The organism is Paenibacillus sp. NRS-1760 (assembly GCF_050467785.1).
GTDB lineage: Bacteria > Bacillota > Bacilli > Paenibacillales > Paenibacillaceae > Pristimantibacillus.
On record NZ_JBITPK010000025.1, the window covers coordinates 1 to 12,356 of the forward strand.

Genomic DNA, 12,356 nt, shown 5'->3' on the forward strand with positions numbered 1-12,356 from the left:
TCCGGTAGATCCCGGCGTTCCCGGCGTTCCTGTCGCACCTGTTACTCCTACTCCTGTTGCACCGACGGCTCCAGTCGCTCCTGTGGAGCCTGTTACACCCGTTGCTCCATCTGTTCCCGTTGCACCTGTTTCTCCTGCTCCCGTAGCACCCGTTGCTCCTGTAGCACCACTCGCCGCAAGCAGCGTGTAATCCGGCGATGTTCCCGGTGTGCCTGTTGGCGGTGCCGTGTTTACGATATACGTGCTTCCATTAAACGTTACGACCTGACCTAATGGATAGCCTGGCGCTGCGAGTGGATCAAATACCACGATTCCGCTTAGTCCGACTCCTGTAGCTCCGGTAGATCCCGGCGTTCCTGTCGCACCTGTTACTCCTACTCCTGTTGCACCGACAGCTCCAGTTGCTCCTGAGGAACCTGTTACACCCGTTGCTCCATCTGTTCCCGTTGCACCCGTTACTCCTGCTCCAATCGCGCCAGTTGCACCTTTAGTTCCACTCGCCGCAAGCAGTGTATAATCTGGCGAAGTTCCCGGTGTGCCTGTTGGCGGAACTGTATTTACGATATAAGTGCTTCCGTTAAACGTCACGACTTGACCAAGAGGATATCCCGTCGCTGCGAGTGAATCAAATACTACTGCTCCGCCTAGACCTACTCCTGTTGCACCGGTAGACCCCGTTATTCCTGTTGCTCCTGTTAATCCCGCTCCTGTTGCACCCGTCCCACCTGTAGCACCACTCGCTGCAAGCAGCGTATAATCTGGCGAAGTACCTGGTGTGCCTGTTGGCGTCGCCGTATTCACCACATAGGTGCTTCCGTTAAACGTTACGACCTGACCTACTGGATACCCTGTTACTGCGAGTGGATCATAAGTCACGACGCCGTCTAGACCTACTCCCGTTGCTCCTGTCGGACCGGTTGCACCTGCTACTCCCGCTCCTGTAGCACCAGTTACTCCGCTTGCTGCAAGCAGCGTATAGCCTGGCGAAACACCGGGTGTTCCTACTGGAGAAGACGTATTTACAACATACGCGCTCCCATTAAAGGTAACCACTTGGCCTGCTTGATAGCCAGGTGCTGCGAGTGGATTAAATGCAATAATACCATTTAAGCCTGCTCCTGTAGCTCCCGTGGCACCCGTGGCACCCGTGCCGCCGCTAGGACCGGCAGCGCCTTGTGCACCTGATGGTCCAACCGCGCCTACCGCCCCAAGACTGCCCGCAGCTCCCGTTGCCCCGGTTGCTCCTTTTGCACCTGTATCTCCATCCACTCCACGAAAACCTCTTTGACCTCTAAAACCTCGAGCTCCTCTATCTCCCTTCGACCCTCTATACCCTCTTGGCCCCCTTACGCACCTTTTTACTCTTTTACTCGGTTTTGAAGAATGGCCGCCCAGGCATTTCAAAGCACTATTGAGGATTATGATAGAGTCCTTCACATCAACTTTAGCTCTTCTAACTTTATCTCTACGTGTAAGCCTTCTGGCCTTCCGCAGCTCAACAATCGCTAAGTTTAGTTTTCTTAAGCATTTCGACCGTTTATGCGCCAACTCTATACACCTCCATTAAGATCAGATTTTGCATTTTTCTTCCGTTTTTTATGAACAATGCTGCCCATTGAAGCGACTGCTTCATGTATTTGCTGCTCAGCGTGTTTTAAGTGTTTCGTTTTAATTAAATTTCTCGCTGATTCCAATTTGTAAATCGCTTCATTTATTTTCTGCCCTTGAAGCCTTTTGTTCATAGACGTTTTATCACCCTCCGCTATATAGCTTGTAATCCGCTCTAGCTTATAAAGTGTTTATAATAACTAAATCAGTCTATGTCCAAAATGATTTTCGAACACGGTAAATACCTAGCCTTTCAAGCAAAGTACAAGCAAGCGCCCTATATTTATTAAATCAAGGCTTGGACGACTCCGATTTTTTTTAAAAAAAGACCTCTTTGGGCTCACCCCATGCCCATCAAGCTGAGAACCTTCAGTTTGGATTCAAGTGAGGCATTCTCCTATTTTTATAAGTAGTCGTATTGTTTCCTTAAAAATAAACATGCCAAATTAAGCCTAAACGACGAGGCTGTTTTTAAAACGTTAACTATGCAACATTCTTGGTAGACGTGGCATACTCGTAAACAACACCTAAGATATCAAAGACTGTTTTTTTCTCATAGCGTGGGACTTTCGCCCGTTTTTTTCTAACAGAAGAAACAGACGAGACAGGTTTTTCGATATGGCTTGGGCATTCTTTTGTATGGCTTGATGCAGGACGGGCAAGTAATCCTTGATCATATAAAAGGCTTTGTATTCACTGAGCTCTCTTTTCTTCCGCCATAGAAGTTGCCGCATCTGAAACATCGTTGAGGAACAAAGCAAGATACCGATCAACTGACCATAAAGATGACATTGCAAGCGTTCAAGTTTGATCTCTTTACAGTGGTGGATCTGGAAGAATGATTTCCATGTTTTAAAGAGAATCTCAATTTGCCAGCGTAAGGAATACAGGTCATGCAGGTGTATCCCAGGTACCCATTCCATTGGAATATTTGTTATATAAAAGTTCAACGCACTGAGTTTCTTGCTGCGTTCGGAGTACGTAATCCCTTTCTTTTTCTCCATGTAAATCTTCTAAGCAGAAATATCCTAAGTCCCGAATGAATACATCCTTCTGTTGAATGTCCTGTAAACATGCGGAACCGTAGGTTTTGTCATTTTCCTTTCCGTGACTCGTATGCAGATGAATGAACTACCCACTCTGCAGATCATATTCCAGTTGGATTTTAACGCCAGCGGTATGACTACATACGCCTGTACCCTTATAAGACGCAGCGAAGCTGTCCGGGAGCTGAAAGGTCGTAGAATCGAGAATTCGAATGCGGGAAAAATAGCCAGAATACTCGCTTGGTATCGTTCCGGACGTATAGCGTGTTTGCTTGAGTAAAAGCGAAACGATCCGCTGCAGTAAACGCACAGCAGCTGCGTTAAAACGCTGATTCAGTCCTTCGGGACTCATGAGAATCCCTGTTGTTGCTTCTAATGTACTGCAAAGCTGATTGAGAGAAGTCGTAGCTATTCGTTGACTTACCCATACACACAAGGCGACTAAATCTTGTGCACGATATTTACTGGTTCGTGTGACGAATCCTGCTTCTTTGGCTAGTTGGGTGAGTGCAAGAGGAGATAAATGTCGTTCCAGTTCCTGTGAAAACAAATGAAGATCATCTGAAATACCAAGATGTATCATAAAATGCTATCCTTTCATTAGTTGGTCTACTGAAAAAATAACGTTTTTTGTTTCGGGGAGGTAGTATTTTCCTCCACTTGATAGGCATGGGGCACGGCCACATGCCCATCAAGTGGAGGATTTTCATGTTGGAATCAAGTGAGGAATTCTTCTATTTTCATGGCTTTGTTAAATTCTAATATTGATATTTTACCATAAGAAAACCGCCTTAACTGAAAAGGCGGTTTATTGAACTCCCGTCTTAAAACACCTTTCTATTCATCAACTTCAAATATTGAGTCAATTATGATTGGAAGATTGTCTCTAACGGAAACAGCTCCAAACACTGAACGTGCATGAATGCCCTTATCTCCGAACACGTCCAGCATAAGATCAGTACAACCATTTAACACTTTATGATGTTCTTCAAACTTAGCGTCGGCATTAACAAAACCCTGAATTTTAACCACCCTTTTCACATGATCCAGCGAGTTTAAAGCTGATTTCAGTACAGCTAAAATTTCAATCCCAGTTTGTCGTGCAAACTGATAACCTTCTTCTGTAGTATAGTCCTGACCTAACTTACCTTTCGGGTTTCCAGTGGGCCCTTTACCTGATACGAACAATAATCCGTTTACTTTTACGAAGTTTGCATAATTAGCCGCTGGTTCGCTTGCACTTGGTAAAACGATTCCTAACACTTCTAATCTGCTTGCTATTGTTTGTTCAGTCATTCAAATACCTCCCCTCTTCGGAATGGAAAAATTACACTATAACGTGAGCGGCGGGACTAAGAATAGGCTGCATGCCGGTTTTAACCATGATTGTCTCACTTTATATTCAATCTACAACTTAATTTCCTTCGAACAGGAGCAGCTGCCACGAAGTCTGCTCTCTGGTTATTCAACTCGCTTTATCCTTCCTATTCATGCGAATGCTTTTTGCCGAATGCAGTCCAGTTCACAAGAAATATTCCGATGCCAATGCAAAATCCCCCTAAATAAACATACGTATGTATAGTCTCGTTATGGATGATGAACCCCGAGAGTACACCAAAGAACGGGGCTAAGAACAGATAGGCGCTTGTTTTCCCAGGATCGCCATGACTTAGCAAGTAATACCATGCTGCAAATTGCACAATGGAACCCATAATGGCCAAGTACAATACAACCGACACAGAAGTTAGATTGATCGTAAGCTGCGGCGTTTCCATAACGGCACTCAGCAATAACAGAAGGAGACCGCCGAATAACATTTGATAAGCCGACATCACCCATGTATTGAATTGCGTCCCCCATTTTTTCACCAAAATAGTGGCTACAGCCCACGAAAGCGCAGCTCCCAGCCCCAACCAGGTACCCGTTGTTAATTGCAAATGGGATCCTAGGGATAAGAATACCCCTGCACATCCTATACATACCCCAAGCCACTGGGATATTCGGTATTTCAAGCCGAAGAACCATCTCCCCAAAATTACGACCAGGAGCGGATTAACAAAGGTCAGTATAGAGGTCTCCCCCGACGGAAGGGTACGCATGCTCAGGAAGATACATCCCATAACTCCCGTCGTCTGAAATAGTCCTATTACGAACAATTTAGACCCATCCTGATAGGATATAGGCAGCCGTTTCATCCTGACAAATAAGACCATGATGAATCCCGCAAGCGTAAATCGAATCCCCACAAGCAGCAAGGGCGAGATATAGGATAAACCGATCTTTCCAACCGCAAATGAAGTGCCCATGAGCGAGGTGGCAAGCACAACTAGCAGTCCAAATACATAACGGTTCATGATATTCTCCTCTTTCTACATTTTGTAAGGTTATGGTAGCATGAGAATACTTCGGTGGTCATCGAACCAAACATGTAAGGAGAATAGACTGAAATGAGTACAAAATCGAGGCCGAATATCGTACAGGCAGCTAATCTAATTGGTGATCCGTCACGTCTTGCGATGCTAATTGCTTTGCTTGGAGGAAACGCTATCCCCCGCTTCTTATTTAGCGCATGCTGCCCGAATTTCTCCACAGACTTCCTCTTCACATCTATCCAAGATGGTAGAAGGAGGCCTGCTGATTCATGATTCTTACGGTCGGCATAAGTACTTTCGGCTTGTCAGCCCTGAGGTAGCACTTGCCCCTGGCTATTTCACCACCCAAATCCGTAAGTTCACTCCGCGAATCTGATGAACTTAATACTTTGCGTCATGCTCGGACTTGCTATGATCACTTGGCTGGTAGGATTGGTGTAGACCTAACGGATCGGTTACTTGATTTGAACTATTTAGAGGAACAAGGAAAAGATAAGCGTGGAAGGTAAGGCGACGCTGCAGAATTGAGTGTGGAAGTTCATGCCGATCAACTAGGACTCCACAACTACGATCGGATTAGCAGGGGAGTACTGCACGGTTCTCCAGCTTAGAGACATCGCATGACTCGTAATAATTCCCCGTTCCAGATGAAATCGGATGATCCGCTGGGCACCCTGGAACCAGTGGGCGAATGGAGTCACATCCCATAGAATCTCGACCGTTCCCGTCAATTGAACAATGCTGCCCGAGTCAAAATCCATGAATAACAGCCCTGCCTGCGGGTAACAGACTGCATTCCCAAGCGTATTAAACATCGCATTGCCTCTGTAATCCGGAAACACCAAAGTCCGGTCATCCTCGGCTCTTACGAATCCCGGCATACCCCCGCGGTGGGATACATCCGTACCATACTGAAGATGTTGAGTTGCAATGAAGAAGGTATCTGCTTTATTCACCAGGGTCACCACTTCTTCAGAGAGCGTCTCCAGTGCCTGAGCTACCGGTTCAACGCTCGGTCCTTCTCTTAGGGTCCATTCACGCGCTTGGATGTACTTCGGACAGTTGGAGTAGACTTGCTCTGCCCTAACTTGAAACCCGTTCGGTTGGATCTCCCCAATTCGGCCATTCAAGCGCATGCGGCGCCGGGTGGCGAAGTCGACTGCAATGGCTGCGATCGGATTGGAGGGGTACAGGCAGAGTGAGATGGGGTCCTGGGAATCAGGAAGACCGTTAATAATGGCATGATGAGAGTCTTCTACCTTGATGAATCCGGGGGTTCCGCACCATACAGAAGCCCAAACTGCCCCATCGTCATCTACTGCGCCAAGTATCAGAAAAGGCTGGCTTTCGAGGAACGTCTTCGCCGCTAGCGGAATCTCACTGTAAATGTTATTTTTGCGTGCTGCGATGTCCCTTACACCCGCCCGTTCCTGAACCTGAATTTCGCCCGGATGATAGTGCATCAGAAGAAACCGCAAGCTTTCCCTTCCGTCGCCGTGTGCGCGTGGCAGCCCACACCCTGCAGCGCATAAATCTCCAACCGGATCCCGTCCGGGTCTTCGAAGAAGATCCCGCCGGAGTCTCCGCCCTCCGTATGAGCAACCATCCCATCATAGATGAAGGGAACTCCATTCGCTCTCAATTTTTCCTCATATCCTTTAATGGTATCAACCGAATCCACTTCAAAGGCCAGATGATGCAGACCCGGCAGCCGTGGGGAGAAGCTTCCTTCGCTTTGCTGCCATAAGGTGACCAGATTCTTCTGATCATCGCCTAGCAGTGCGAATTTTCTTCCGGGTTCCTCCGATAGATTCCGCAGTGTAAAGCCGAATACCTCCGTATAGAATCGAACCGATCTCCCTATTTCCGATACATTCAAACCAATGTGTCCCAATCTCATTCCCCCATCCCCTAACCACCAAAAATATATTACAGGCATTACAATATACGATATTATATAACTTGTAAATAGCTAATTTAGCGGTTAGAATTAAAACAGGAGCACAGAGAAGGAGTTGAATCAACCATAGATAAGCCCGCATTTGTTTTTGTAGGCAATCACTTTACAACTGATTTTGTGAACACCCGCAAGAATGTCAAAGGAATCCGGACAGAGCTCATCGAGTCTTGGGGTCATCTGATGAGCTGGCTGGAGCAGGCCGACAGACGTAAATGGGTGATAAGTGATCGAGAGGAGCTTACCCCTGACGAGCAGGACACCATCATTCAAAAGATCCTGATCATCCGCAGCCGGATTGAACAGGCATTTACCCAAATCATTCAGGAACAATCCATTCCGGCCTCGATCGTCACTTTTCTCAATCAAGAGTTGGCGCGTTACCGCAGTTATTATCAAATCGAGGCAGGCGATCAGGAACGTCCATTCACCACTGTCAGAAACTACGAGATCACGCAGCTGCCCGCCTTGTTCCTGGAAGAAGCCTGCCTCTTCTTCACGACATTCAAACTGGCTAATCTCAAGAAGTGTGAGAATCATGCCTGCATCCTGTTCTTCTACGATAGCAGCCGCAATCAGCAGCGCCGCTGGTGCAGCATGGACAAGTGCGGGAATCGCGTCAAAGTAAATCAGCACTACCACCGCAAGAAAAACCAGGAATAAAAAAAGAGGGAATGACTTAAAAGTAGAAGAACCTACTTCCAAGACATCCCCTCTTCACCGTTACAATCCGTAAATTCCCTCCGCAGCTTCTGGACCGAAGATTCGCCGTCTTTACCGGGCTTCATACAAATAGAATGGTATTCCTTTTTGCATGTCGGAGTCTCAAGGAACGTTAGCCAATCTGCTAATGTGATGGGGACTACCCCAATACGAAAAAAGCTATCCTTTATTTAAGAAAAATAGCTTTTTTTCGTTTTGGGGGTGTATTAATTTCTTAGCTTTGTGGCTATGTGGGCTCACCCCAACAAGGTCTGCAAACAGCTTCTATTCCTTCTCAAGCCAATCAGCATCACGATCTCTTATTTCCAAAAGAAGCGGCAGCTGTTCAAAAAAAGCATCTACCACCTGAGGGTCAAAATGCCGTCCCCGTTCTTCTTTGATCAGTCCCAAAATGCGATCCATCCCCCAAGCCTCTTTATACATCCTTGCGCTGCTTAAAGCATCAAATACATCTGCCAGCGCAGTAATTCGCCCATACAGATGAATAGCCTCACCCTTTAGTCCTTGCGGATATCCGGTACCGTCCCACTTTTCATGATGCTGCCAAGCCACGATCGCCGCAGCCTGCAGCAGCGGTCTCTTGGAGTTGTGCAATAATCGGTAACCGATAATGGCATGCTCCTTAATCTGCTCATACTCTTCTGCCGTTAGCTTTCCTGGTTTTTTCAACACAGCATCCGGAATAGCTACTTTGCCGATATCATGCATTGGAGATGCGCTGCGCAGCATGTCTGCTTCAGAATCACTCATGCCTAGTCCTTTTGCCAAAACATATGAATATTGAGCAACCCGTTTTACATGATTGCCCGTTTCTTGCGAGCGACCTTCACCGATTTTTCCCATTGCCAAAATAATCTCTTTTTGCGTCTCTATTATTTCCTCATACAGCATGATGGACTCAAGCGACTTGCCTGAGTAAGATGCAGCAAGCGATAAGTATTCCATATCTTTCACCGAGAATATCTGCTTCTCTGTTAATTTGTTTATGGCTTGATAGGCACCGATTACTTCTCCTTGATTATTGTGAAAAGGGATCGTCATAATCGATTTCGTCCGATAACCGGTCTTTAAGTCGTTATCCGGGTTATGCCTTGGATCTTCATAGGCGTCATCTATAAAAATAGATTGTCCCGTGCTTACAGCACTTCCTACCAGCCCGCTGCCGTAAGGAATCCGTATCTCGCAAGCCCCGTGAGCTACCGCTGTAAAAAGCTCATTGCGAGCAGCATCAATCAACCAGACGGTGCACCGATCTGCAACGACCATCTCTCTACCCATATTGGCCATTAAGATAAGGACAGCATCCAGCTTCTTTTCATTCGCTATTTTAGCTGTATATTCAAAAATCACCTTAAGCATTTGTTCAGGCGACAAATCCAATCGAAACGATTGCGGTTCATTTTGGAATTCAAGCATTCGAACAATCCTCCAGCCGATCAAACTCGTTATCCTTACCTCTATTCGCCTTTACAAGCTTTTTATCCTCTTGTTTCCACAATAAAAGCGCAGTTATTCGACAAAAAAATACAATAGTCTTACACTAAAATGGTTAATCTTGCTTCACCTAAAGCACCCATGCTATAATCAATGTTGCTGCGCGTCCGTAGCTCATCCGGATAGAGCAAACGTTTCCTAAACGTTAGGTGGGAGGTTCGAGCCCTCTCGGGCGCGCCATTTCTTTCACGAATATATAAAGCTTATTGCTAATGCCAGCAATAAGCTTTTTTTGTTTTCATCTACACCGCACCAATTAGACTAGTGTCGAATAATTTTTATAAGACACCTGATCACGATACATTGACTACGGAACGTTTGTTCGCATATAATGTGCATGAGGTGATTTACAAATGGCCATGCCGTTGTCCAAAGTAAACAATTCATACCTGTACCATCCACCTGCTCACGATGAGATACAGCTTCTTCACAAAGCTATTATCCTTCCTCTAGCTCTCGTTATTGTTGAACGAAATAGACGCGAGCTTGAGAGAAAAGCGCGAACTTTACGATCTATTTTTACTAGGGCAGCAGACATTATGATTGCAAAAATGAAAACAGATTTAACAACAAATACACAGCAGCTCCTTCAGAAAAGCATTACTCTGTGCATGTATAAAAACACTGCTGAACAGATCAGCTATTGCTATAATTGCCGCGGTTTTGAAGACCAGATTGCTTATTCGCATGCCTACATACGTAATGAGATAAATAAGTGTATTTCAACCTATAGTGCTGAGATTTTCACTAAATAAGCATCCCTCGATGATCAAAAAAACAGACGATCCTCTTAAAGCTTCTTAAGAAGTCTCACTATTGAAGTGAGGCTCTTTTCTTTACTCGTAATTTCGTCATACAACGCTATAATCTTCCATTCCAATCTGCTATACTACAAATAGTTTCATATCGTTCTACAAAACATACAGTTTTAACCAAAATTATTGTCGAAAAAACAGCTTTTTATTATGCATTGAGGAGGCAGTTCATATGGGAATTAATTTAAATCCGCCAGGAAGACCATCCAACATTCTTGGAGGCCAAGGCGGCATTCAACAGGGCGGTATTCAGCAAGGCGGTATCCAACAAGGGGGTATTCAGGGCGGATCAACAAATAACGCTTTTGGCGCAGCTCCCGCTCCTCAGGCCAGTCCTAATGGTGGGCTTATCCTTACCAAAGGACAGAAGCTGGATTTGACCAAAAATAATGCAGGGCTTGATTTATTGAAAATCGGACTTGGATGGGACACAAATAACCTGCAAGGCCAGAGCTATGACCTAGATGCAGAGGTATTTATGCTAAATCAGACAAACACGGTTTCTTCCACTAGTCATATCGTTTTCTACAACAATCTCGTGAGCCCCGATGGATCAACACGCTATAAGGGTGATAACCGTGACGGACAAGGCAGCGGTGACGATGAGACGGTTGAAATTCAATTATCCAGAGTAGCTTTGGATATCCAAAAAATCGTATTTACCGTTACAATTGATGAAGCTATTCGCAAAAACCAAAACTTTGGACAAGTTTCCAATGCATATATCCGTGTCGTGAACCAAGCAAACGGAGCCGAGATCTGCCGATTTGATCTATCCGAGGACTATTCCACCTCAATCTCCATCCTAGCTGGCGAAGTATATCGCCACGGCAATGAATGGAAATTTAATGCTGTTGGAACAGGCTTGTCGCTTGATCTAGCGGGCATATGTGCGCATTACGGGGCAATGTAACAGCTTACTTGTTAATGAAGCAGCTATAATTTCATTTTATATATTATATGGAGGTTACCCCGCATGCCGTTTCAATTCCAGGTCGAACGGGAATTATTTTTGAAAGCAGAAGGACAAGGCCAGTTTTTTGCCAAAAAAGGATCGATGGTTGCTGATCAAGCCTATAACAAGAAATTCAAATATTCTAAGCGGTTGTTAGGAACGAATTCCGGAAATGTTATCGGACAAGTGATCAACCATGGTATGCGTAAAGTAACGGGAGAAAACTTAGAGATTATGGAAGTCGAAGGACAAGGCATCGTATATCTCGCGGATGAGAACTCTCATGTTACAATCATTAATTTAGAGCAAGGCGGACCATGGCAAAGCGTAAGTGTTGAGAGTGAAGATCTGCTCGCATTTACGGACACTTGTCATTATGGCGTTACCATCATTGGAACGGGTGTCCTCTCCCAGCGCGGCTTGTTTACATCCAAACTTACTTACAACGGACAGGGTGCACAAGTTGCTGTAAAGACCAAAGGTAATCCACTGGTTTTGCAAGGCCCTTGCCGTGTAGATCCTGATGCCATCGTTGCTTGGACAGGTCCTTCCCCAAGTGTGAAGATCGATGTCAACTGGAAAACGCTTATCGGCCAAACCTCCGGGGAATCTTATATGTACGAATTCAGTGACCCTAATCAGGTTGTTATTATACAGCCATTTGAACGTGAGAGCGGCGTGAAATTCGGTATGGATGACAACCGTTACCAACCGCAAACGCAAAGCAGCGCATTCAACAACACCTTTGGCGGCAGCCAAGGAGGACATGACAGCAACAGTGGGCTTGGTGGAATTATCGGCAAGTTTCTGAAATAAGCAAGCATCGTATAATGATATAAGCCTTGCCGTATCGTTCGGCAGGGCTGTTTTCTTTGAAAACCTGCTGCTCTCCAATGGATAGCTGCCTTTTTACTTGAAAGCATGTAACCCGGATCGTTTTCGCTGCGTACAAAGATAAACAGAAAACAAACTGCCCCATAGAATAATTCAAATATAGAAATAGGAGGAAAATAAAATGAAAGCTGCAGGTACACTTTTACTAGTCACTGCTATTATTGAAGGCATCTTAGGAATCCCCTTGCTGGGTGGCACCCTAGTCATGTTATCAGGATACACGCTATTATTTGCAACGCTCATTCTTCATATCGTAACGCTTGTTCTTTGCTCGCAGCATAATAAGCCAGTCGTAGGCAGTATTTTGGGGATCATTACATCTGTATTAGCATGGATACCTATTCTCGGCATGATCATGCATCTTACTACAGCCCTATTCCTGTTCATTGGTGTTTCCAAAAACAATCAGCAAAATTACCCTACCCGTCCTCCTGCTCCAGGCAGCTTCTAATCAAAAGAGCTATCCTACTGTAGATATTCTACAATAGGATA

The 12,356-nt window shown here is 45.4% G+C and carries 11 protein-coding genes, 1 tRNA gene and 2 pseudogenes; 6 read left to right on the plus strand and 8 right to left on the minus strand.

Going from position 1 to position 12,356, the window contains the following annotated elements:
* The 5 genes and pseudogenes from ACIFSR_RS33165 to ACIFSR_RS33185 all read right to left on the minus strand — a co-directional run.
* A pseudogene (locus ACIFSR_RS33165) lies at positions 1–1,269 on the minus strand (BclA C-terminal domain-containing protein); the annotation flags it as partial.
* Positions 1,270–1,550: 281 nt separating this feature from the next.
* A complete protein-coding gene (locus ACIFSR_RS33170; protein WP_339205946.1) occupies positions 1,551–1,742 on the minus strand; it encodes a hypothetical protein in 192 nt (63 codons plus the stop codon).
* A gap of 349 nt (positions 1,743–2,091) precedes the next feature.
* A pseudogene (locus ACIFSR_RS33175) lies at positions 2,092–3,237 on the minus strand (IS4 family transposase).
* A 254-nt stretch (positions 3,238–3,491) separates the two neighbouring features.
* Positions 3,492–3,950 (minus strand): RidA family protein, encoded by a 459-nt coding sequence (locus ACIFSR_RS33180; RefSeq protein ID WP_339205944.1) that lies wholly within the window; start codon positions 3,948–3,950, stop codon positions 3,492–3,494.
* Between the two features lie 188 nt (positions 3,951–4,138).
* Complete coding sequence (locus ACIFSR_RS33185; protein WP_339205943.1) at positions 4,139–5,008, minus strand: DMT family transporter; 870 nt, start codon at positions 5,006–5,008, stop codon at positions 4,139–4,141.
* A gap of 93 nt (positions 5,009–5,101) precedes the next feature.
* On the opposite strand from ACIFSR_RS33185, the gene ACIFSR_RS33190 reads away from it, so the two are divergent.
* On the plus strand, positions 5,102–5,299 hold the full coding sequence (locus tag ACIFSR_RS33190) for a hypothetical protein (protein WP_430063440.1): 198 nt from the start codon (positions 5,102–5,104) through the stop codon (positions 5,297–5,299).
* A gap of 278 nt (positions 5,300–5,577) precedes the next feature.
* Here ACIFSR_RS33190 and ACIFSR_RS33195 read toward each other — a convergent pair whose 3' ends face one another.
* Positions 5,578–6,156 (minus strand): pyridoxamine 5'-phosphate oxidase family protein, encoded by a 579-nt coding sequence (locus tag ACIFSR_RS33195; protein ID WP_430063442.1) that lies wholly within the window; start codon positions 6,154–6,156, stop codon positions 5,578–5,580.
* 332 nt (positions 6,157–6,488) lie between these two features.
* A complete protein-coding gene (locus tag ACIFSR_RS33200) occupies positions 6,489–6,926 on the minus strand; it encodes a VOC family protein (protein WP_339205939.1) in 438 nt (145 codons plus the stop codon).
* 126 nt (positions 6,927–7,052) lie between these two features.
* Between ACIFSR_RS33200 and ACIFSR_RS33205 the strand changes: the two genes are divergently transcribed.
* Positions 7,053–7,646: a CGNR zinc finger domain-containing protein gene (locus tag ACIFSR_RS33205; RefSeq protein ID WP_327204934.1), complete on the plus strand. Its 594-nt coding sequence runs from the start codon at positions 7,053–7,055 to the stop codon at positions 7,644–7,646.
* Positions 7,647–7,970: 324 nt separating this feature from the next.
* Here ACIFSR_RS33205 and ACIFSR_RS33210 read toward each other — a convergent pair whose 3' ends face one another.
* A complete protein-coding gene (locus ACIFSR_RS33210; protein ID WP_430063444.1) occupies positions 7,971–9,122 on the minus strand; it encodes an HD domain-containing phosphohydrolase in 1,152 nt (383 codons plus the stop codon).
* 181 nt (positions 9,123–9,303) lie between these two features.
* Between ACIFSR_RS33210 and ACIFSR_RS33215 the strand changes: the two genes are divergently transcribed.
* The 4 genes from ACIFSR_RS33215 to ACIFSR_RS33230 all read left to right on the plus strand — a co-directional run bounded on the left by ACIFSR_RS33215 (position 9,304) and on the right by ACIFSR_RS33230 (position 12,315).
* Positions 9,304–9,380: transfer RNA gene (locus ACIFSR_RS33215), tRNA-Arg, on the plus strand.
* A gap of 984 nt (positions 9,381–10,364) precedes the next feature.
* Positions 10,365–10,928 carry a TerD family protein gene (locus ACIFSR_RS33220; RefSeq protein WP_256711106.1) on the plus strand — a complete coding sequence of 188 codons (564 nt, stop codon included), beginning with the start codon at positions 10,365–10,367 and terminating at the stop codon, positions 10,926–10,928.
* Positions 10,929–10,991: 63 nt separating this feature from the next.
* The gene (locus ACIFSR_RS33225) at positions 10,992–11,786 is read left to right on the plus strand and encodes an AIM24 family protein (protein ID WP_076271771.1); all 795 of its coding nucleotides are present in this window, start codon (positions 10,992–10,994) and stop codon (positions 11,784–11,786) included.
* A 199-nt stretch (positions 11,787–11,985) separates the two neighbouring features.
* On the plus strand, positions 11,986–12,315 hold the full coding sequence (locus ACIFSR_RS33230; RefSeq protein ID WP_076271770.1) for a hypothetical protein: 330 nt from the start codon (positions 11,986–11,988) through the stop codon (positions 12,313–12,315).
* The last annotated feature ends 41 nt before the right edge of the window (positions 12,316–12,356 follow it).